18 protein-coding genes and 1 pseudogene are annotated in these 20,303 nt (G+C 64.4%); 10 read left to right on the top strand and 9 right to left on the bottom strand.

Features of this window, described 5'->3' with window-relative positions; translation table 11 throughout:
• Position 1: 1 nt before the first annotated feature.
• Complete coding sequence (locus V5279_RS11635) at positions 2-1,312, bottom strand: phytoene desaturase family protein (RefSeq protein ID WP_338697415.1); 1,311 nt, start codon at positions 1,310-1,312, stop codon at positions 2-4.
• A gap of 250 nt (positions 1,313-1,562) precedes the next feature.
• Here V5279_RS11635 and V5279_RS11640 point away from each other — a divergent pair, with 250 nt between their 5' ends.
• The 4 genes and pseudogenes from V5279_RS11640 to V5279_RS11655 all read left to right on the top strand — a co-directional run bounded on the left by V5279_RS11640 (position 1,563) and on the right by V5279_RS11655 (position 4,990).
• Positions 1,563-2,198 carry a TetR/AcrR family transcriptional regulator gene (locus tag V5279_RS11640; protein ID WP_166298245.1) on the top strand — a complete coding sequence of 212 codons (636 nt, stop codon included), beginning with the start codon at positions 1,563-1,565 and terminating at the stop codon, positions 2,196-2,198.
• Positions 2,199-2,360: 162 nt separating this feature from the next.
• A pseudogene (locus tag V5279_RS11645) lies at positions 2,361-2,848 on the top strand (DUF417 family protein).
• A 634-nt stretch (positions 2,849-3,482) separates the two neighbouring features.
• A complete protein-coding gene (locus tag V5279_RS11650; RefSeq protein WP_338697417.1) occupies positions 3,483-4,526 on the top strand; it encodes a serine hydrolase in 1,044 nt (347 codons plus the stop codon).
• Positions 4,527-4,657: 131 nt separating this feature from the next.
• A complete protein-coding gene (locus V5279_RS11655) occupies positions 4,658-4,990 on the top strand; it encodes a hypothetical protein (protein ID WP_338697419.1) in 333 nt (110 codons plus the stop codon).
• A gap of 7 nt (positions 4,991-4,997) precedes the next feature.
• Here the strand turns inward: V5279_RS11655 and glgA are convergent, their stop codons facing one another.
• Entirely contained in the window at positions 4,998-6,452 is a 1,455-nt protein-coding gene (glgA, locus tag V5279_RS11660; RefSeq protein ID WP_338697421.1) for a glycogen synthase GlgA, read from the bottom strand.
• Complete coding sequence (gene glgC, locus V5279_RS11665) at positions 6,449-7,711, bottom strand: glucose-1-phosphate adenylyltransferase (RefSeq protein WP_166298241.1); 1,263 nt, start codon at positions 7,709-7,711, stop codon at positions 6,449-6,451. Before glgC ends, glgA begins: the two co-directional genes overlap by 4 nt.
• Positions 7,712-8,004: 293 nt before the next feature.
• Between glgC and V5279_RS11670 the strand changes: the two genes are divergently transcribed.
• On the top strand, positions 8,005-9,237 hold the full coding sequence (locus V5279_RS11670) for a rhodanese-like domain-containing protein (protein ID WP_338697425.1): 1,233 nt from the start codon (positions 8,005-8,007) through the stop codon (positions 9,235-9,237).
• A 153-nt stretch (positions 9,238-9,390) separates the two neighbouring features.
• Here V5279_RS11670 and V5279_RS11675 read toward each other — a convergent pair whose 3' ends face one another.
• Positions 9,391-10,392 carry a hypothetical protein gene (locus V5279_RS11675; protein ID WP_338697427.1) on the bottom strand — a complete coding sequence of 334 codons (1,002 nt, stop codon included), beginning with the start codon at positions 10,390-10,392 and terminating at the stop codon, positions 9,391-9,393.
• Between the two features lie 177 nt (positions 10,393-10,569).
• Between V5279_RS11675 and V5279_RS11680 the strand changes: the two genes are divergently transcribed.
• Positions 10,570-10,791 carry a hypothetical protein gene (locus V5279_RS11680; protein ID WP_338697429.1) on the top strand — a complete coding sequence of 74 codons (222 nt, stop codon included), beginning with the start codon at positions 10,570-10,572 and terminating at the stop codon, positions 10,789-10,791.
• A 157-nt stretch (positions 10,792-10,948) separates the two neighbouring features.
• Here V5279_RS11680 and V5279_RS11685 read toward each other — a convergent pair whose 3' ends face one another.
• On the bottom strand, positions 10,949-12,205 hold the full coding sequence (locus V5279_RS11685; protein ID WP_338697431.1) for a serine hydrolase domain-containing protein: 1,257 nt from the start codon (positions 12,203-12,205) through the stop codon (positions 10,949-10,951).
• Between the two features lie 166 nt (positions 12,206-12,371).
• Positions 12,372-13,748, bottom strand: coding sequence for a PLP-dependent aminotransferase family protein (locus tag V5279_RS11690; protein ID WP_338697433.1), 1,377 nt, complete (start codon positions 13,746-13,748; stop codon positions 12,372-12,374).
• Positions 13,749-13,829: 81 nt separating this feature from the next.
• Between V5279_RS11690 and V5279_RS11695 the strand changes: the two genes are divergently transcribed.
• Positions 13,830-14,243, top strand: coding sequence for a DUF983 domain-containing protein (locus tag V5279_RS11695; RefSeq protein ID WP_338697435.1), 414 nt, complete (start codon positions 13,830-13,832; stop codon positions 14,241-14,243).
• A gap of 242 nt (positions 14,244-14,485) precedes the next feature.
• Positions 14,486-14,893: a hypothetical protein gene (locus V5279_RS11700; RefSeq protein WP_338697437.1), complete on the top strand. Its 408-nt coding sequence runs from the start codon at positions 14,486-14,488 to the stop codon at positions 14,891-14,893.
• Positions 14,894-15,027: 134 nt separating this feature from the next.
• On the opposite strand, the gene V5279_RS11705 is transcribed toward V5279_RS11700, so the two are convergent.
• Entirely contained in the window at positions 15,028-16,227 is a 1,200-nt protein-coding gene (locus tag V5279_RS11705; RefSeq protein ID WP_414645945.1) for a multidrug effflux MFS transporter, read from the bottom strand.
• A gap of 309 nt (positions 16,228-16,536) precedes the next feature.
• On the opposite strand from V5279_RS11705, the gene V5279_RS11710 reads away from it, so the two are divergent.
• Complete coding sequence (locus tag V5279_RS11710; RefSeq protein WP_338697441.1) at positions 16,537-17,871, top strand: MFS transporter; 1,335 nt, start codon at positions 16,537-16,539, stop codon at positions 17,869-17,871.
• A gap of 92 nt (positions 17,872-17,963) precedes the next feature.
• Here V5279_RS11710 and V5279_RS11715 read toward each other — a convergent pair whose 3' ends face one another.
• Positions 17,964-18,962, bottom strand: a complete 999-nt coding sequence (locus V5279_RS11715) for a LysR family transcriptional regulator (protein ID WP_338697443.1) — start codon at positions 18,960-18,962, stop codon at positions 17,964-17,966.
• Positions 18,963-19,084: 122 nt separating this feature from the next.
• Between V5279_RS11715 and V5279_RS11720 the strand changes: the two genes are divergently transcribed.
• Positions 19,085-19,489 carry a DUF1330 domain-containing protein gene (locus tag V5279_RS11720; protein WP_210292685.1) on the top strand — a complete coding sequence of 135 codons (405 nt, stop codon included), beginning with the start codon at positions 19,085-19,087 and terminating at the stop codon, positions 19,487-19,489.
• Between the two features lie 119 nt (positions 19,490-19,608).
• Here V5279_RS11720 and V5279_RS11725 read toward each other — a convergent pair whose 3' ends face one another.
• Complete coding sequence (locus V5279_RS11725) at positions 19,609-20,244, bottom strand: aspartate/glutamate racemase family protein (RefSeq protein ID WP_338697447.1); 636 nt, start codon at positions 20,242-20,244, stop codon at positions 19,609-19,611.
• Positions 20,245-20,303: the final 59 nt, after the last annotated feature.

The raw sequence follows: 20,303 nt of genomic DNA on the forward strand, positions 1-20,303 counted from the left end.
CTCAGACCCGGGCGGCCGCGAGATGCGGCCGTGCGGCGAGGATCGCATCGGTGACGATCTTGGCGGTCTCGGCGCAAGCCTGGGTGCCGCCATTGCCATATTGCTTCACCGCGTCGCCGACGCACCACAGGCCTTCGATGCCGGTCTCGCGCGGCAGGTCGTAGCCGGCGCAGCTGCGTTGCGCCGGCCAGTCGTCGCGCATCACGCGGATCGACAGGATTTTGGCCTGGTCGAAATTCGCGAACTGCTCGCGAAGATCCTCGAGCGCCAGCGCGACCTCGGCATCGGAATCGAAATCGCCGAGCGCCGGCACCGGCACGGCATAGGCGACATAGAGATGCCAGCCGGGTGGAGCCAGTTCCGGACAAGTGGCGGAAAGGTTCGCCATGTTGCAGAGCCGGCGCGTCTTGCCGAAGGTGACGATGCCGGGATGGTTGATCAGGGGCTCGCGGCTCGCGACATTGATGACGATGTTGGCAGCCGGGCGGAGGTCGTTCTTCACCCTGGAGACGTAATCCGCCGGAAAAGCCTCCTTGCCGGCCAGCGCGACGGTGGCCTTCGGTCCGGTGTTGCTGATGACGAGATCGGTGTCGATCCGTACCTTCTCGCCGTTCCTGAGCACAGTGACGCCTTCGACCTTGCCATTGGATGTGTGGATCGACGTCGCGGGCGTGCCGAGCCAGATGTCGCCGTTGCGCCTGATGGCGGTGCCGAGGCTGTTCCAGACGCCGATCGTGCCCTGCGGGCAGAAACCGAACTTCTTGAAGGCGCCCTTGCTGGTGAAATAGGTCAGGAAGGCGCGGGCCGGCAGCTCGGCGGCGTTGCAGGCGAAGATCGCCGCACAGAGGTTGCGGAACAGCGCGTGCACCGTGGCGTTGCTGGTGTAGCCCTTCAGCCAGTCCTCGGTCGATTGCCGGCCGTCGGGCAGATTGCCGGAGCGGGCATCGGCGAATTTCTCCAGGATGCGCGAAGCCTGTTTGGTCAGTTGACCGAGCAGCAGCGACCAGCCGCCGCGGCCGACGTCGATCACCTTGCCGTCGATGAAGAACGAGCTCGCGGGCTCCGGCGCGCGGATGTCGAGCGGCGCGCCGACGGTGTGGAAAGTTTCCTCGAACACGCCGCCGAACTCGATCGCGATCGCGCCGATATTGACCTTGAAGCCGTCGATCTCCTCGGTCGAGGCCCGTCCGCCGAGCCGGTCCTTGTCGTCGACGACGAGCGTATGCAGCCCGCCATGGGCGAGCCGCGCCGCGGCGCACAGCCCGCCGGCACCGGCACCGATCACGACAGCATCGACCTTCTGAGAATCCACGCGCAACCTCCCTCGATGCCGCCGGGTTGGTCCCGGCGTGCGCAATCTACTTGCTTGATGACGGGCACGATAATATAATCCGACCGGTCGTTCAAATTATTTTTTGACGCAGGTCGCCGATGCCGCGAGCGATGGAAGAGTTCTGGTGGATGGCGCCCGCAAGGGGGAGGAGCGCGCGGGGCGGCGGTAGTATAGAGGGACGGCAGCCGCCCGATTCCGGCGGCGTCGATGGTGCACGAGAGAGAATGTAATGGCGCGGACGCGCTCGGAAAATTACGACGAGATCCAGCAGGGCATCCTCACCACCGCCTGCGGCCTGTTCGCGCGGCAGGGCTACATGCGTGCCTCGATCGCGGACCTTGCGGATGCCTGCAAGCTGTCGCGCGGCGCGCTGTACCATTATTTCGACTCGAAGGAAGCGATCCTGTTCGCGATCCTCGATGCGCATATTCGCGAGATGATTGCCGATGTCGAGGTTGCGATGGCCGGCAAGGCGACGACGCTGGAGCAGTTCCGCGCCGCGATCCAGGCCATCGTGGCGCTGAACGCGCGCTCGAGCGACGAGCAGCGCGTGATCCTCAACGACCTCTCGTTCCTCGGCGAGACCGAGCAGGATGCGATCAAGGCGCTGGAGCGCCAGCTGGTCGATACTGTCTCGGATCTTCTGGTCAAGCTCGACAAGGAAGGCAAGATCGTCAAGCGGACCAAGAAAATCTACAGCATGATGCTGTTCGGCATCCTGAACTTCAGCCACACCTGGTACGACCCGAAGGGTGGGATCGACCCTACGGAATTCGCCGACATGGTGGTGGACCTGTTCCTGTACGGTTTCACCATGCCGGTGCCGGCCAAGGACGCCGCGCGGGCGCTGCGCCAGCGCGCCTGAGTTTGTCGCGGCTGGCGACGATCTTCATCACCTCGTCTGCACATCATCGTGAAGGCGCGCCCCTGTCCCGCGCGTAACACACGCGCGACGCGCTGCGTAGTTTGCCACGAACGCCGCAACAGCGGCCGATGGTGGCATCGCAGCGAGGGAAGAAACATCCGTATGAATCTGTCGTTCAACATCGCCGAACAAGGCGAGGGGTCTTATCGTCTGCTTGCGATCCTGCGCTGGGTCATGGTCGTGATCTTCGTGTCGTTCGGCATGCAGAAGTTCACGCTGCAGTCCGCCCAGGGCATCGCGCAGTTCATCAGCAACAGCCCGTTCATCTCGTGGCTCTCGGTGTTCGGCCTTCGGGGCGAGGCCTATGTGCTTGGCGTGGCCGAGTTCGGCATCGCTGTGCTGCTTGCCGCCGGTGCGTTCAGCCCGCTCCTGTCCGCGATCGGTTCGCTGATGGGCGTCATCACCTTCGCCGTCACGTGGTCGTTCTTCTTCACGACACCGGGGGTGGTCAAATGGAGCCTGTCGACCGACCCGATGGCCTGGAACCTGGCCGGCGAGTCCTGTTCAAGGACATCGTGCTGCTCTGCGTCTGCCTCGTGCTGCTGTTGGCGTCGTTGCCGCGGTCGATCGTCCGATCACGCGCCGCATAGTCTCGCGCCGCGCGATCAATGGTTAAGCCATGCTTAATCAGGCAGCGCGTGCATCCGGCATCTGGAACCGGACAATTCGCCGCAGGCCGCCATGTCTTGTCACTCGAATCCAATAGGCCTATGCAACCGTTGATTGACGAATTGTTGCTAGTAAGAAACGGTCCCGGTTGGGAGCGGAATGTGACGAAGTCAGACATATCGACGGTCGGCCCGGCACGCGCTGGTTCCATCTTCCCGTCGAATCACGTTCCCGACATTTTCAAACGTCCCGCATTTTTTAGTTCGATTGCAGTTCCCGCGCCGTGGCTCGAGTGGGAGGGCGGTCGCGGGCGCGGTTTCCGGCACTGATCGCCGGAACTGCAATCGCGCCGCCCCTTCCCCGGCGGGGCGGGGCACGGCACAACACGCGCAATCGTGAATTCGGACGCACAGGTTCCATCGCTTAAGATCGCGATGTCGCCATCTCGCGATGGCTGAACAGATCCGCCCGCGGGTCGAATCGCAACATCGTCCCGATTTCGTTCTTCATGAGACGTCTTCGTTCCTTATGAGACCATCGCCCTCCGTCCGGATCGCGGCCGTCCTCTTCGCCGTCGCTGCTGGCGTGCTTGCGGCGGCGCGCGCGGATTCGGACATGGATGCGCAGATCACGGACATCGTCACTTCAGAGCTTGCGCCGACCGCGACCGCGGCGGATCCGGGCGGTCTCGCCGCGGCGGTCTATGCCGGCGGCCAGGTCACGTTCTTCACCTACGGTTTCGCTGACGCGGCGGCGAAGCGGCCGGTCGCCCCGGACACGCTGTTCAACCTCGCCTCGCTGCGCAAGCTGTTCGAGGCGACGCTGGTCGCGCTCGGCACCGAGCGCGGCGAATTGCGGCTGGACGATCCCGTTGCGAAGTATCTGCCCGAGCTCAACGGCGACTACATCAGCCGCGTCATGGTCGGCGATCTCGTCACCCATACGTCCGGGCTGCTGCTGCCGACCGACCATCCGCCATGGCCGAACGAGACTTTCAACCGCGATCAGTTCATCGCGATGCTCAACGCATGGACGCCGCCGGCGGGGGAGCAGCCGGGCAAGCAGCGGATCTACAGCCATGCCGGCTATGTGCTGCTGCAGCTGGTGCTGGAGCAGCGCTATCGCATGCCGATCGCGACGTTGATCGAGAGCCGTATCCTCAAGCCGCTCGGCATGACATCGACCTTCGTTCCGGATCGCGACGAAGACAACCGTGCGTCGATGGCGCCCGAAATCATGCAGCGCATGGTGCAGGGATACGCCCATAACGGCACGCCGATCGGTCCGCCAGGCAATCAGCAGAGCTATTACGATTTCCCGGGTACCGGCCAGATGTTCTCGTCGGCGCGCGATCTCGGCATCCTGCTGCGCGCCTGTCTCGACAACGCGGTGATCGATCCCGAACTGCGTGCGGCATTGCAGATGACCGAGCGCGAGAGCTTTCGCGTCGATGCGAAGTTCGGCCAGGCGATGGCGTGGGAGCATGTGCGCCTCGATGACGTCACCGTCATCGACAAGCCCGGCGGGCTCAACAATGCCTCGGCCTATATCGGCCTGGTGCCCGCGCGCAGGCTCGGCATCGTGCTGCTCGCCAATCGCGGCGACTACCCGCACGAGATCGCGCGCTACAAAATCCTTCCGGCGCTCGCGCGATTGTAATCGCGTTGCGTAGCAATCCGGTGACACGGCTCGCGCGGCCGCGGCAGAGGATGCATGCGAAATTGTGATGGCGCGGCATCCTGATCGGCTGTATAAGCCAGTAGCTTCTTCTCCAATTTGAAGAGGCTGATATGACCGACCTGAATCCTGATCTGCACACAGATCCTGATCTGCATAGTTGGCTTTCGCAGCAGCCGCACGGCCTGCGAACCTTCAGGACCTTCCAGCAAAAACTCGAGACTCTGAGCAAGGACGACCCGCAGCAACGCGGCGTTTGCCGGCTGCTGAGCGGTCTCGTCGGCAATTACGTCGAAACCTTCGACGAGGAGCCGCTGCCGGTGGCGGTCGCCGACCGCGCCTATGGCCGACTGCTCGACCTCGTCGCAAGCCTTGATTTCAAGGGAAATTCCGACCGGCGGCTGGCCGACATCAACCGCATTGCGGCGTGCGATCTGCTCAATTGATGGCGCTTCACCGCCGCGCCGCGGCGAGCTCGCGATAGAGCGCGGCGTAGCGGCCGGCGCGGTTGTGCCAGGAGACGTCGGTGGCCATGCCGGCCTGCTGCAGTCGGCGCCAGGTCACCTTGTCGTTGAACAAGAGGTTTGCCTTGCGCAAGCCGCGCGCGAGCGCGTCCGAGGTGACGGGCGCGAACTTGACGCCGGTCGCCGCATCGCCGGTGACCGCGGCTTCGTCGAAGTCGAGCACGGTGTCGGCAAGGCCGCCGACATTGGCAACGATCGGGACCGCGCCGTACCGCAGCGCGCACAGCTGGGTGAGGCCGCACGGCTCGAAGCGCGACGGCACCGCGAGCGCATCGGCGCCGGCCTGGATCAGATGTGCCAGCGTCTCGTCATAGCCGATCACGACCCCGATCCGCCCGTGAGTTTCCTGCGCCAGCGCGGCGTAGCGATCCTGCAGATCGCGGTCGCCGCTGCCGAGCAGCGCGAGCTGGATGCCTTCGCCGAGCAGCGCTGGAATATTCTCGAGCAGCAGGTCGAGGCCCTTCTGCCACGACAGCCGGCTGACGACGCCGAGCAGCATCGCATCCGGCGCCGGATCGAGCCCGAAGCGCTGCTGCAGCGCCGCCTTGTTGGCCGCGCGCGCCGCCGGCTGCCCGGCGCTGTAACGCGCAACGATGTTCGGATCGGTGGCCGGATTCCACACCGTGATGTCGATGCCGTTGAGGATGCCGCTCAGCACGTCAGCGCGTTCGCGCAACAGGCCGCCGAACCCCATGCCGCCCTCGTCGCTCTGAATCTCCTGCGCATAGGTCGGCGACACCGTGGTGATGCGGTCGGCGAATTGCAGGCCGGCCTTCAGGAGGCTGATGGTGCCGTAATATTCGACGCCGTGCAGCGTATAGGCCTCGCCCGGCAGGCCGAACGTCGTCAGCATGTCCGGCGAGAACTGCCCCTGATAGGCGAGGTTGTGCACCGTCATCACCGTGCCCGGCCGCGGTCGTCCGCCATAGTGCAGGTAGGCCGGCGCGAGGCCCGCCTGCCAGTCATGGGCATGCACGATGTCGGGGACGAAGGTCTCGATTGCGCCCTGGCCGATCTCTGCCGCCATCCGCGACAGCGCCGCGAAGCGGATGCCGTTGTCCGGCCAGTCGCGTCCGTCGGGACCGACATAGGGATTGCCGGGGCGGGCATAGAGATGCGGTGCGTCGAGCGCAAGGAGATCGAGGCCGTCATGCGTGCCGCCGAGCACGCGGATCGGCCCGCCATAAAATTCTCCCCAGTGCAGCAGCGTCTCCGCCGAGGCCAGCGCCTTGAGCACATCGGGATAGCCGGGCACCAGCGTTCGCGTTGCGACGCCGTGCTCGTTCAGCGCCGACGGCAGCGCGCCGACGACGTCGGCGAGGCCGCCGGTCTTGACGATTGGGTAGACTTCCGAGGCGACCGCGAGGACGCGGATGGGCGTCATGTCCCGAGCCTGTCGATCATCGACTGGGTGATCAAGGTAACGCCCTGCTCGGTGGTGCGGAAGCGCTTGCCGTCGAACGCGGGATCCTCGCCGACCACAAGCCCCTCCGGAATCCGCACCCCGCGATCGATCACGACGTTCCTCAGCCGCGCGCCGCGGCCGACATTCACATAGGGCATGATCACCGCGTTCTCGATACTGGCGTAGGAATTGACGTGCACGCCGGTGAACAGCAGCGAGCGGCGTAGCGCCGCGCCGGAGATGATGCAGGCGCCCGAGACGAGCGAGGTCACCGCCTGTCCGCGCCGTCCGTCCTCGTCATGCACGAACTTGGCGGGCGGGGTGATCTCGGCATAGGTCCAGATCGGCCACGTGCGGTCGTACAGATCGAGCTCCGGCACGACATCGGTGAGATCGAGGTTGGCGCCCCAATAGGCATCGACGGTGCCGACGTCGCGCCAGTAGGAGCGGGGATCGTCGCCGGAGCGGACGCAGGAATCGTTGAACTGATGCGCCACGGCGCGGCCGTGCTTGACGATATAGGGAATGATGTCCTTGCCGAAATCGTGGTTGGAATTCGGGTCGGCGGCATCGCGGCGCAATTCGTCGAACAGGAATTGCGAGTCGAACACGTAGATGCCCATGCTGGCGAGCGACTTGTCGGGCTTGCCGGGCATCGGCGGCGGATCGGCCGGCTTCTCGAGGAAGGACTGGATCAGGCCGTTGTCGTCGACATGCATGATGCCGAAGCCGCTGGATTCCGCGCGCGGCATCTCGAGGCAGCCGACCGTGACGTCGGCGCCGCTCTCGACATGCTGCTTCAGCATCACCTCGTAGTCCATCTTGTAGATGTGGTCGCCGGCCAGCACCAGAATGTACTTGGTGCCGTGCGCCTCGAGGATGTCGATATTCTGGTAGACCGCATCGGCCGTGCCGAGATACCAGTTGGTCTCCGAAACGCGCTGGCTCGCGGGCAGGATATCAAAACTCTCGTTGCGTTCCGGGCGGAAGAAGTTCCAGCCCATCTGCAGATGCCGGATCAGGCTGTGCGCCTTGTACTGGGTCGCCACCGCGATGCGGCGGATGCCGGAATTCACCGCGTTCGAGAGCGCGAAATCGATGATGCGCGATTTGCCGCCGAAATAGACCGCCGGCTTGGCGCGCCTGTCGGTCAGCTCCTGGAGTCGGCTGCCGCGCCCGCCGGCCAGCACATAGGCGAGGGCGTGACGCGACAATGGTTCATTTCCGACTGCTCTCATGGACATCCTCCCAGAACTTCACGCCGCCAAGGCTTCAGCTGTCAAGGCTTCAGACTGTCAAGGCCTCAGGCGCGGCCCCGTTGCCTTCTCTTGTCCGGAAGGCCTGATCGGGCGCCAGCGGGGCCGATGGGGAACGTAGCAAGGCGCCCCGGTTGAGCAAAGCGGGATGGCGGGTTTTCGTTCCTTGGACTCGGCTCCCGGGCAGCGGGGTTGCGACTTGGTTAAGCCTATTGACGACGCGTGAATTCGGCCTAGAGCAGGCCTGCCGATTTTCCTGCCCAGGCCAGCATTCCATGACCCTTGCTTCCGTCACGCCCCAGACCATCCGCACAACACTGCTGCTGCGCCAGGAGATTGCGCTGCTCGACGTCAGGCATGAAGCGCAATTCGCCACCGGCCATCCACTGTTTGCCGCCAACATGGCGGCCGGCCGGATCGCGCTCGAAGCCCAGCTGCGATTGCCGCGCAAGGATGTGCCGATCATTCTCTACGATGACGGCGAGGGGCTGGTCGCCACCGCGGCCGACCAGTTGCGGGCGTTGGGCTACAGCAACGTCGCTGCGCTCGCGGGCGGCCTCGAGGCCTGGAAGGCGGCCGGCTACGAGGTGTTCGAGGACGTCAATTCCTACGCCAAGGCGTTCGGCGAACTGGTCGAGTCGCGCAGGCATACGCCGTCGCTGAGCGCCGACGAAGTCGCCGCGCTGATATCTGACAAGGCCGACATTGCGATCCTCGACGTCCGCCGCTTCGACGAATATGCCACCATGAACATCCCGGGCTCGGTCAGCGTGCCCGGTGCGGAGCTGGTGCTGCGCGCCGGCGGCGCGGCGCCCGATCCCGACACCACGATCATCGTCAACTGCGCCGGCCGCACCCGCTCGATCATCGGGACGCAGTCGCTGATCAATGCCGGGCTGCCCAACAAGGTGCGGGCGCTGCGCAACGGCACGATCGGCTGGACGCTCGCCAGGCACGATCTCGAGCACGGCGCCGGCAAGCGCGGCGTCGTCGGGCCGTTCGAGGGGGCCGCCGACAACGCGCGTGACGTCGCCTATCGCGCCGGCGTCCGTCACATCGGCACGCATGAACTCGCCGCGCTGGAGAACGACAGGCAGCGCACGCTGTACCGCTTCGATGTGCGCGACGCCGAGGAATATGCCGCCGGCCATTTGGCCGGCTTCCGCCATTATGCCGGCGGTCAGCTGGTGCAGGAGATCGACATGGCCGCCCCGGTGCGCGACGCGCGCATCGTGCTGAGCGACGACAAGTGCATCCGCGCCGACATGACGGCGTCCTGGCTCGCGCAGATGGGCTGGGAAGTTTACGCGCTCGAGGGCGGCTATGACGGCCCGCTGGAAAAGGGACCGCCGCGCGTCGTGCCAAGGCCCGATCCCGCGCACCGCTACCGTCGCCCCTATGAAGGCACCGACGTCGCTGAAAAGGCGATGCAGGCCTATCTCGATTGGGAGTACGGCCTGGTCGAGCAGCTGCGCCGCGACGGCACGCACGGGTTTTATGTGATCTAGCGCATGGTTGAGAGAGTTTCCGTCATGCCCGGGCTTGGCCCGGGCATCCAGGTCTTGGCTTCCGAACAAGAAAGACGTGGATGGCCGGGCGCAGGCGAGCGGAAGCGACGCCGTTCTTCGAACGGCTATGCCCGGCCATGACGAGTCACGTGGTCACTTCGGCAGCGCGACCGGCGTCAGCGTGAACGGGCCGGGGTCCTTCCCCTTGTTGTCGCCGATGATGTAGGACAGCTTGCCCTCGGCGATCCAGCCAGTGCCGCCGACCGCGGTCACCGAGACCGGCTCGGCAAGCCCGTCCTTGATGGTGTCGATCTCGGCCTGGTCGCCCTTGACCGTGACCTTGTCGAGTTTGCCGTTGCCCTCGATCAGCAGCAGGCTGCTGCCATGGGCGCGCAGCGCGTCGGCATGGTCGAGCGGCCGCGACGGCTTCAGCTCGGTCACCGCGCCGGCCTTGCCGTCCTTCATCTCGATCTTGAACAGTTTTGCCGGAATGAAGGTCGTGACATAGAGGTTGCCGTCGGCGCCGATCGCGATGCCGTCGAGCCCGACGCCGTCCTTGGCCGGCGCGAGCTGCGGGTCGGTGGCGAAGGTCGCGAGCGCGGTGCCGCCCGGCTTCAGGCTATAGACGATCGGCGTGAAGGAATCGCTGACATAGGCGGTGCCGTCGGCGCCGACCACGATGTCGTTGCAAAGCGATTTCGGATCGCTCAGGGCGAAACTGCCCTTCGGCGCACCGCTCTTGAGGTCGAAGGTCTTCAGCCAGGCGCCCTTGGTTTCGCTGGGACCTGCGACGCCGAAGCCAGAAATGTCGTTGGAGCAGACATAGAGCGTGCCGCTCTTCTCGTCGGCGAGCACGCCAAGCGTCGAGCGGCTGTCGCCGGCACCGGGCTTGACCAGCTGCTCGGCCTTGCCGCCCGCGATCTTCGTCACACCGCCCTGATTGAAGCTGCCGACGTAAAGCGTGCCGTCGGAGGTCGAGGTCACGCTCTCCGGGAAACTCTTGTCGGGAACGCCGACCGGAGCCGTTTCGGCGCTGGCTGCGCCGGCCGTGCCGAGCGCGAGGATGATGGCCGTCGCGCTCAGCGATGCGCGGCGGAAATTGAGCGAGTCTCCCTTCGCGCGCGGGCATGCCGCGTCGCCATTGTTCTTTATCATGATCGCGTTTCCTCAATGAGCCTGGTTGGACCAAGCAGGAGTTCTTTAGGCGATCGTCTCCGGTCGATGCTTATTGTCTGCAGGGTTCCCGACCGGATTGTTCACTCGCCTGCCTTGTCGCGATCGATATATACGATAGTATATAGCGAAAGGGAAGCTGCGGAGAGGGAAGCCGCGATGGCGGGAGGGCGCGTCATGGAACGAGAGTTCGCAGCGCGGCACCGGTGCTTGTGTTGCGGCGGCGTCATCGACGGTTTCGCCGACGATGCCGCCGTTGGATTCGATGCACGGATCGGCCTGTTCACCGATGAGTGTGCGTTCGTCTGCGACGAATGCACCGCAAGCCTGATCGCGGCCGCAGCACGTCGCAGGCAGGAGGCGGTTCGGCGCAAGACGTAAGGCGAGATACTTCCAATCCGTCATTGCGAGCCACCGGGTCGCGCGAATGCGCGCCCGATGACAGGCTCCACGAAGCAATCCATCTCTCCGCGTGCGCGTGGATAGGTGGATTGCTTCGTCGTTTCACCCCTCGCAATGACGGAGCAACAATGGGAACTCAGTCCGCGGCGAACGCGTCGTAGACCAGCTTCCGGAACGCCGGCGTGATGCGCTGGCGCTCGTTCTGGGTCTGCTCGAGCATGATGTAGATCATGTCGAGCTTTGGATCGACGCCGAAATAGGTGCCGCTGCCGCTGTCCCATTTCAATTCGCCGATCGAGCCCGGCGGCGGCGGTTTTGCGATGCCGGGATCGGTGCGCACGGCGATGCCGTAGCCATAGCCAAAACCGTCGCCGGGAAAGTACCAGTAATCGCGGCCGACGCCGGAGCCCGGCCCGATATGGTTCGTCGTCATGGTCTTGAAGGCTGTGGGGCTGAGATAGCGCTTGCCGTCGAGCTCGCCGCCGTTGAGCAGCATTTGCGCGAAACGCGCATAGTCGAGAATGGTCGAGACCAGGCCGCCGCCGCCGGATTCCCACTCCGGATGCGCGCGCCGATCGCGCTCGCCCTCGATCAGGATCGTATCCGTCGGCAGCGGCTCGGCGAGCCGCGTCCGTTCGGTCTCCGCATCGAGCACGTATCTGGTGTCGTTCATCTTCATTGGATCGAAGATGCGCTCCTTCTCGAATTGGTAGAGCGTCTTGCCCGAGACGATCTCGATGACGCGGCCGAGCACGTCGGTGGAATGACCATAGCGCCACAGCGTGCCGGGCTGCCGCGACAGCGGCAGCTTGGCCAGCCGCGCAACGAATTCCTTGTTGTCGAATGTTCCGTCGAACAGATGTCCTTCGTGGTAGATTTTCTGGATCCAGTCGGCGCCGATATATTCGTAGGTGATGCCCGAGGTGTGCCGCATCAGGTCCTCGATCGTGACCGGGCGGATCGGCGGTACCAGCTCCACCTTGGCCGGATCGTTTCCGCCGTCCGGTTCGATGGCGACCTTCACATCGGCGAACGCCGGAATGTATTTCGACAGGGGATCCTGCGGCGACAATTTGCCTTCGTCGACCAGCATCATCGCGGCGGTGTTGGTGATCGGCTTGGTCATCGAATGCAGTGCAAACATCGTATCCGGCCGCATCGGCGATTTGGTCGTGACGTCACGATAGCCGAAGGTCTTAAGATAGACCTGCTTGCCGTGCTGCTGGATCAGGATGACCGCGCCGGGAATTTTTCCTGTCGCAACCTCGTTGTTGAAGAACGCGGTGATGCGTTCGAGCCTCTCCGGCGACGGGGCAGGGGCATCAGCGGCGCGCGCTGCGCCTGATGTGACAAGCGCAAGGCACCCGATTGCAAGACCCAAGATCGCGGTCATTGCCTCACGAAAGGTCCGTACAGCAATGTGGACTGCCCGATCATACCCGCACGACATTGAAAGCCTGCCCCCTGCCTGATGCCTGGAACGCCCGCGTTTTGGCACGAGCGCTCCCGCGCACCATAATCATTTTCGAGCGATATTATTCCCTGACGACGGTCGAAATTTACACAATTTGCGTGGCGCCGACCGGCGTGCGCACCGCATTCGACAGCACCTGCAGCGCCTGGCTCAGTTCGGCGCGGTTACGCGCGGCGCCCAGCGACACGCGCAGGCCGCGCGGCGCCGCATCGCCCACCGCAAAGGCATCTTCGCCGACCACGGCGAGGCCGTTGCGCATCAGATGCGACAGCAGGTCGGTGCCGTCGAAATGCTTTGACCGCGGCATCCAGAGATGATGGCTCGCCGGCCGCGCCGCATAGGCGACGCCCTTGAGGAAGCGGCCGGCAAGCTGCTGGCGCGCCGCCGCCTCGTTGCGGATGGCGCGGATGACGTCAGTGGCGACGCCGGAGCGCAGCCATTGCGTGACCAGCGCGACCATCAGCGATGGCGGCATCTGCATGGTGGCCTGCATGCTGGCACGCATGCGCTGCTCGGCGCTCGCATCGGGCGCCAGCAGATAGGCGACGCGCAATGCGGGCGCGATGCATTTCGCGATGCTTGCGGCGAGGTAGGTGCGCTCCGGAATCAGTGTAGCGATCGGCGCGACCTGCGGCTCTAGTGGACCGTAGACGTCGTCCTCGATCAGGACGCAGCCGCGCTTGCTGATGATGTCGGCGATCGCCTTGCGTCTTGCCGCGCTCATCGTCGCCGTGGTCGGGTTCTGCTGCGTCGGCACCAGATAGACCGCCTTCGGTCTGTGCTTGCGGCAGGCGTCGTCGAGCGCGTCGGGCCTCGCGCCCTCCGCGTCCATCGCAACGCCGACCAAGCGGACATCGAGCCGCGCCGCCGCGGCCTTGATGCCGGGAAACGTCAACGCCTCGGTCAGCACGATATCGCCAGGCGAGGTCAGCGCCAGCAAGGCGTTGAAGATGATGGCCTGCGATCCCGGATAGATCACGATCCGCTCGGCTGATGCCTGCGGCACCCGCGGTTGCAGCCACGCGGCGCCGGCGTCGCGCTCCTCAGTCGTGCCGCCGGGACGCGTATAGCCGAGATAGGCGGAAAACCCGGCCTCGGAGCGGATGGTCGCAAGTCCCTGTGCGATGCGCAGGTCGAGATTGGCCTCGACCGGCTGCGGCGGCAGGTTCATCGACAGGTCGATGTTGACGGGTGCGGGCAGGTCGGACGCCGCGCGCGCGGTGGTCTCCGAGACGAAGGTGCCTTGGCCGACGCGGGCGTCGAGCAGTCCGCGCCGCCGCGCCTCGCCATAGGCGCGCGTCACCGTGGTGAGGTCGATGTCGAGCGCGGTCGCCAGCGCGCGGTGGGTCGGCAGCCGCTGACCGCGTACCAGCCGGCCGCTGGCGACATCGGCGGCCAGCGCATCGACGATGCGCAGGAACATCGGGCCGTGCCATTCCGAAACTGTCGGGATCCAATCCATGCAATCCGACACTTTGTCTTTGATTGTATGCCTTCAAATTCATATTGTATGGATCATCAGATCAGGTCAAGGACAACGACAATGACCGAGACGGTTTCCCTGCCAAAGGCGATGTGGCGCGGCTTCACCATGAAGTGCCCGAACTGCGGGCGCGGCCATCTGTTCGGCCGCTTCCTCAAGGTGGCGGATCATTGCGAGGTGTGCGGCGAGGATTTCACCCCGCAGCGCGCGGATGACTTCCCGGCCTATCTCGTCATCGTCGTGGTCGGCCACGTCGTGGTGCCGGCGCTGCTGTGGCTGGAGATGAACTACGCGCCGCCGGCCTGGCTGCAGCTTGCGATCTGGCTGCCGTTCACGCTGTTCAGCGCGCTCGGGCTGCTGCAGCCCACCAAGGGCGCGATCGTCGGTTTGCAGTGGCAGCTCGGAATGGAGGGGTTTGCGACGTCGCGGCGGGCGGCTGCACCGGTGCGGGCGCGGAGCAACGCGGTTCTGTAGGGCGGATCTAGCGACTTGTCCGCCGTAGCTCAGCGAGCGAATGCGGAAGCGTAATCCGCCGCGCTGCCTGCGAGAGAGTTGGTGGGTTACCACCTTGGCTTGAGCGGTGGATCACTGTCGAGCGACGACGCGAAGTGGGGTAAGGTTTGGTCCAATGATGCGGGAAGCTATCCGCATCCTGCTTGGCTCAGTGACAACACGGACCTTCCGCCAGATTTTGTTCGTTCCGAGGTAGCTGAAAGATGGATGAGCGCGTTAGATCAATCGTTACTGATTTGCGTAGCAAGAGTTCTAGTGAGGCCGCTGACTGGCTGATGAAACACTATCCGGTTGGCAGTACCGGCGCTGGCGAAGCCATAACCATCGTCCAACACCTCTCCTGGAAGAAGTCTGATCAGACACGGTTGGCTGAATACTATTTGAGCGGCATACCGTTCGCGTCGGCCAGGCCTTACGAGGTGTTTGCATCGTTCATGCAAACTCGTCGTCTGGTCGATATCATGCGGAAGCATATACCTAACAACGATCGTAAGCAGTTGCTTGAATATCATGCCGGGCCAGTGCTGACTCGGGCAGCGAAAACTCCAGAAGACCACGAAGCAGTGCAAAGCTTCCTGGCAGAAGTGAGAAGGGATCAATATTCAGGATGAGCCCCATCAGGAGCAGTAGGGCAATTAGCGACTTGTCCGCCGTAGCTCAGCGAGCGAAGGCGGAAGCGTAATCCGCCGCGCTGCTTGCGACAGAATTGGTGGGTTACGCCTTCGGCTAACCCACCCTACGAAGGTCAAACCGGATGATGATGCGGCCGGAACATCCGGCCCTTCTCCGTCACCAGCACCACGGCGAGTGCGGCCAGCGTGCAGAGGAAGAAGCCGGTGGCGAACGGCAGCAAGGTGCCGTCGTAATCCTGTCCGATCGTGGTGCCGATGCCGATCCCGAGCAGGGTGGTGATCGTGCCGTAGAGCGAGGAGGCGGTGCCGGCGATCTTGCCCTGCGGCTCCATCGCGAGCGCGGTGAAGTTCGCCATCATCAGCCCGAACGCGAACATCATCAGGCCCGCCAGCACCATGAACAGCGGCAGCGACAGCGTGTCGGTCTTCACCGCGAGCAGCAGCGCGCCGGCGACGACGGCAAAGCCGGTCAGCGCGGCGTGCGAGATCACGCGCATGCCGATGCGGCCGACGATGCGCGAATTGAGGAAGCCGGCGATCGCGACGCCGACCGCGCAAGCCGCGAAGGCGACCGGGAAGTAATGGCCGAGCTTGAACACCTCGGTAAAGATCTGCTGCGAGGAGAACACGAAGGCAAACAGCGAGCCCTGCACGCCGCCGGCGGCGAGCGCATAGCCGAGCGTGGTGCGGTTCGTGATGGTCTGGCGGAATGCTGCGAGCACGTCGGGGATCGCGAGCGACTTGCGCAGCTCCAGCGGTAGCGTCTCCGGCATCCGCAGCGCGCTCCAGGCCAGCGCGATCACGCCGTAGATCATCAACAGCACGAAGATGCCGCGCCAGTGCGTCAGCAGCATCACCGCCTGGCCGAATGACGGCGCGATCACGGGCACCGCGATGAACACCATCATCGCCAGCGACATCACGCTCGCCATGCGCCGTCCGGCGTAGCAGTCGCGCACGATCGAGGTCGCGATCACGCGGGTTGCCGCGGTGCCGAGCCCTTGCAGCGCGCGCGCCAACAGCAACGTCTCGAACGAGGGCGCCATGATCGCGAGCAGGCCGGCGATGGTGTAGACGGTCATGCCGCCGAGCAGCACCGGGCGGCGGCCGAAGCGGTCCGACAGCGGGCCCATCACAAATTGTCCGACGCCGAAGCCGACCAGGAAGATCGACAGCACCATCTGCGGCCGGTTGGCGTCGGCGATCTGGAACGCGGAGCGGATGTTCGGCAGCGCCGGCAGCATCATGTCCATCGCCAGCGGGTTCAGCGCCATGATGGATGCGATGACGACGACGAATTCGGGAAAGCCCATCGGGCGGTGGCCTGAAGAAACCCAGGCATCGGCATTGATATCGGACACTTAGCAACCTCTTGGGAATCCTCGCATCGTAGCGGTCTTGTTGCGGTGCACAATCGGCGTTTCGGGATGGCTGCCCGCCGATCGCGGGTGAGGTAGCCCGGTCCGGGAACCGGCAATGTTGTCGAATATCGTTGCGAATGCAACTATTTTGCTGTCCCCGGCAAGAAGCTCTGCTATCCCGGGACCAGCAACCGTGCCCGGCAGGGCCATCGCGGCCGATGACGCTCGCCGCACGGACAAGAACGGTATTGGGGAGGCCACATGTCCATCGAACTGTCCGCGCGCTCGCGCGGCGCTGAACTGTCGGAGGAGGAGCGCAAGGTCCTCACCGCAACGCTCGTCGGCACCACCATCGAGTGGTACGACTTCTTCGTCTACGCTCAGGCGGCGGGCCTGGTGTTCGGCGCGCTGTTCTTCGCGCCGATGAACGCGAACAATCCGCTGCTGGCGCAGATCGTGTCGTTTGCGACGCTCGGTCTGTCATTCCTGTTCCGCCCGTTAGGGGCCATCGTCTGCGGCCATCTCGGCGATCGCTTCGGGCGCAAGAACATGCTCGTCGTCACGCTGCTGTTGATGGGGGCGGCGACCGCGCTGGTCGGCCTGTTGCCGACCTATGCGCAGATCGGCGCCTGGGCGCCGGCACTCCTTATTCTCCTGCGCATCCTGCAGGGCTTTTCGGCCGGCGGCGAGTGGGGCGGCGCGGCGCTGATGTCGGTGGAATCCGCGCCCGTCGACCGGCGCAGCTTCTTCGGCTCGTTCCCGCAGATCGGCACGCCGCTCGGCATGATCCTGGCGACCGGCGTGCTCTGGGTGCTGACCGCGACGCTCGGCAAGCAGGCGATGATCGAATGGGGCTGGCGGATTCCGTTCCTGCTGTCGATCCTGCTGATCGTTGTCGGCATCGTGATCCGCCGCACCGTCGAGGAGTCGCCGGTGTTCAAGGCGATGCAGCGCCGGCACAAGGAATCCTCGGCGCCGCTCAAGGAGCTGATGCGCAATCACAGCAGGGAAATCCTGCGCACCGCGTTGATCTTCATGGCCAACAATGCGGCCGGCTACATCCTGATCGCGTTCATCATCAGCTACGGCACCAACACGCTGAAGATGCCGTCGGAGCAGTTGCTGCTGATCGGCACGCTGGCCGCGGTGAGCTGGTTCGTCTTCACGCTGCTCGGCGGCATCCTCGGCGACAAAATCGGCCGCGTGCGCTGCTTCCAGATCGGCTACACCCTGATGGTGCTGTGGGCGGTGCCGATGTGGTTCTTGATCGACAGCAAGAATTTGCTGCTGTTCTTCGTCAGCGCGGTCGGCCTCACCATCGCGCTCGGTCTGTCCTATGGTCCGCAGGCGGCGCTCTATGCCGAGCTGTTTCCGGCCAAGGTGCGCTATTCCGGCGTCTCGATCGGCTACGCGCTCGGCGCCATCTTCGGCGGCGCCTTCGCGCCGATGATCGCGCAATGGATCATCGGCACCTACGGCGAATCCTGGCGCGTCGGCGTCTATATCGGGGTGCTGGCGCTGATCTCGCTGATCACGGTGTCGACGATCAAGGATCCGCAGGGCGTCGATTTGAACGTCCACGATGCAGGGACGTAGGCGCCGTGGCTCAGGGGCGGATTAGCCGGCCGAGTGGGTGAAGGGTGAAAGCCGACTATGTGTTGGAGTTCTCCGCGATAAAGTCATAGCTTTCAATCACGTAGCCTTCTCGTCTTGCGGGCCGCGCGCTGTGCGGGGAGCCGATGCTTCCCTTTCGTGTTGGCTGAGGCCGGCTCCGTCGGGCGCGTGATCGGAAACGTCTCGCGCATATGCTCTGCGAGCATTGCACAATAGTCGGTCGCGAAACGAGGCAAGGGGCGCCGCTTGTCCCAAGAGATGGTCAGGGGCTCCTGCAACACCCGGCGCCTGTGCGTGAGACCGACAATCCTCAATTCGTAGCGCTGGCACTGCAGCTGGGAAGGAACGATCGCTATGCCGTGCCCTGCCTCGGCGAGTGCCAGCAAGCTGTGCGGGTTCCGGCTCTCGAATGCGATCGCAGGCTTCAGTCCCGCCATGCGGGCTGCCGCGTCGAAAGCACGCCGAAATCCGAATCCGCTGTCCATCAGCAGCAGCGGAAACTCGCCAAGGTCGGCTACCTCGATCGTCGTTTGAGGGCCAAGCGGCATCGAGGGATGGCAGGCAGCCAGCAGCTCTACAGATCCAAGCGGAAGGCTGCCGTAGTGCTGTTCGCTCAACTTGACTGCGTGCAGCAGGTTTTGGCCGAGATGAATTTCACCGCGTTCGAGCATCGTCAATATTTCGTTGCCCGTCCCCTCCCTGATCCTTACTTCAACGCGGGGATAGCGCTTCGCATATCGGTGCAGAAATTGCGATAGGACACTCTCGATGTGTTGCGGCGACCCGGCTATCTTTAGAACTCCCGTGTCTCCCTGGCGGAGCAACTGAGCCTGCTCTTTCAGTGAGCTGGCGCTGTTGAGCAGCAGTCGGCAGCCTGCAATCAACTGCTCGCCTTCACCGGTCAGCAAAAGGCGGCGCCCGACCCGATCGAACAGCCGAAGGCCGAGCTCCTGCTCAAGTCCGATGATTTGCCTGGACAGGGCCGGCTGAGCGACCCGCAACCGCAACGCAGCTTTCGAGACGGTGCCGAGCTCGGCCACGGTCAGGAACGTGAGGGCCTGTCGAAGGTTCATGCCCGCTTATACCATTACGGCATGAACTTTCAGAGAATATATGCATTGGACACGTTTTGGGTCCGGGCGGACAGTCCTGTCGGCTGCTGCTCGTGGCGGCGGCGACATCGAGGGAGGCCCGCATGAATGCTCGAAGCAAGATCGGTCTCGTCATGCTCACATGCGCCACTTTGGGTGCTCTAGGCAGGGAAGCACTCCATGGCGAACCGGGGCCACCCGCCTATCTGATCGGGCAAATCGACGTCATCAATCCCGACGGCTATGCCAAGGAATATCTGCCCAAGGCGAGGGAGATTATCAAGGCGCACGGCGGGAAGCTGGTTGCGGCCGCAGGCGCGGCGGCGACTGGTTCGCAGGTCGTTGCCGTTGACGGAGAGCCACCCAAACGCGTGGTCATCTACATGTATCCAAGCATGGCGGCGCTTCGGGCTTGGCGAAACGATCCGGCCTACGTGCAGGTCCGAGCCGTCGGCGAAAAATACGCCACGTATCACACATTCGCTGTCGAGGGCTCTGTCGCCAACTAGTCCCGATCGTCTCGAACACAGGGATCCGGAAAGCAACGGTCCTGCGCGGTGGACGGGACAGCATTCCTGGTGATGTCGCGCGAAAGTGGTCCACGCGGCGAACGTCTGTGAGTGCCGGCCTAGCTAATCCCCAGCATCGCCTTCAGCTTCAGCACGGCACTGTCGGGTGTCGTCAGCACCTCGCGGCCGGTGGCTTCAGCGACGCGTTCGGCCGCGGGTGCCATGCTGTACTGCGCGAGCGCGATCAGATCGCAGTCGCGCAAATCCTTGGACGCCTCGACCACGATGCGGTCGTGCTCGGCGCGGTCGCCGCGGTCGAGCGCCGCCAGCGCGCCTTCGGCGAGTTTTGGCACCAGCGTCACCGACGCGGGAAATTCCGGCGGCATCGACACCAGCGTCGGCGGGAAGGTCGAGAGCAGGCCGATGCGTTGTCCCTTCGCCACCGCCTGCTCGATCATCGCCTCGTTCGGCCTCAGCACCGGGATCGGCGCGTGCTCGCGCGCCACCGCCTCGATGCAGGGCCCGAACGCCGAGCAGGTGAACAGGATGCCGTTGGCGCCGGTGCTGACGGCGTAGCGGCCGATGGTGAGGAAGCGCTCGGTCATGCGCTCGTTAAGCTTGCCGTCGCGCGCGAGGTCGGCCGACAGGCTGTCGTCGAGCAGGTTCATCAGCCGCGCCTCCGGCCAATGCTTTGCGAATGACGCCTCGATCGGAACGATCGAATGCTTCAAAGCGTGAATCAGGGTGATGCGCATCTGGTTGTGACCGCCTCTTCTCTTCTCCCTCTCCCCGCCCTTCGCGGGGAGAGGGCAGG

This window comes from Bradyrhizobium sp. 26S5 (assembly GCF_036923295.1).
Classification (GTDB): domain Bacteria; phylum Pseudomonadota; class Alphaproteobacteria; order Rhizobiales; family Xanthobacteraceae; genus Bradyrhizobium; species Bradyrhizobium septentrionale.

What these genes read in the sequence shown, in the direction of transcription:
- V5279_RS11680 (WP_338697429.1), top strand. Translation starts at nt 10,570, where the DNA reads ATGGCGGGAGGGCGCGTCATGGAACGAGAGTTCGCAGCGCGGCACCGG.
- V5279_RS11725 (WP_338697447.1), bottom strand. Translation starts at nt 20,244, where the DNA reads ATGCGCATCACCCTGATTCACGCTTTGAAGCATTCGATCGTTCCGATC.
- V5279_RS11640 (WP_166298245.1), top strand. Translation starts at nt 1,563, where the DNA reads ATGGCGCGGACGCGCTCGGAAAATTACGACGAGATCCAGCAGGGCATC.
- V5279_RS11705 (WP_414645945.1), bottom strand. Translation starts at nt 16,227, where the DNA reads ATGGGCTTTCCCGAATTCGTCGTCGTCATCGCATCCATCATGGCGCTG.
- V5279_RS11710 (WP_338697441.1), top strand. Translation starts at nt 16,537, where the DNA reads ATGTCCATCGAACTGTCCGCGCGCTCGCGCGGCGCTGAACTGTCGGAG.
- V5279_RS11655 (WP_338697419.1), top strand. Translation starts at nt 4,658, where the DNA reads ATGACCGACCTGAATCCTGATCTGCACACAGATCCTGATCTGCATAGT.
- V5279_RS11685 (WP_338697431.1), bottom strand. Translation starts at nt 12,205, where the DNA reads ATGACCGCGATCTTGGGTCTTGCAATCGGGTGCCTTGCGCTTGTCACA.
- V5279_RS11670 (WP_338697425.1), top strand. Translation starts at nt 8,005, where the DNA reads ATGACCCTTGCTTCCGTCACGCCCCAGACCATCCGCACAACACTGCTG.
- V5279_RS11700 (WP_338697437.1), top strand. Translation starts at nt 14,486, where the DNA reads ATGGATGAGCGCGTTAGATCAATCGTTACTGATTTGCGTAGCAAGAGT.
- glgA (WP_338697421.1), bottom strand. Translation starts at nt 6,452, where the DNA reads ATGACGCCCATCCGCGTCCTCGCGGTCGCCTCGGAAGTCTACCCAATC.
- V5279_RS11675 (WP_338697427.1), bottom strand. Translation starts at nt 10,392, where the DNA reads ATGATAAAGAACAATGGCGACGCGGCATGCCCGCGCGCGAAGGGAGAC.
- V5279_RS11715 (WP_338697443.1), bottom strand. Translation starts at nt 18,962, where the DNA reads ATGAACCTTCGACAGGCCCTCACGTTCCTGACCGTGGCCGAGCTCGGC.
- V5279_RS11695 (WP_338697435.1), top strand. Translation starts at nt 13,830, where the DNA reads ATGACCGAGACGGTTTCCCTGCCAAAGGCGATGTGGCGCGGCTTCACC.
- glgC (WP_166298241.1), bottom strand. Translation starts at nt 7,711, where the DNA reads ATGAGAGCAGTCGGAAATGAACCATTGTCGCGTCACGCCCTCGCCTAT.
- V5279_RS11720 (WP_210292685.1), top strand. Translation starts at nt 19,085, where the DNA reads ATGAATGCTCGAAGCAAGATCGGTCTCGTCATGCTCACATGCGCCACT.
- V5279_RS11650 (WP_338697417.1), top strand. Translation starts at nt 3,483, where the DNA reads ATGGATGCGCAGATCACGGACATCGTCACTTCAGAGCTTGCGCCGACC.
- V5279_RS11690 (WP_338697433.1), bottom strand. Translation starts at nt 13,748, where the DNA reads ATGGATTGGATCCCGACAGTTTCGGAATGGCACGGCCCGATGTTCCTG.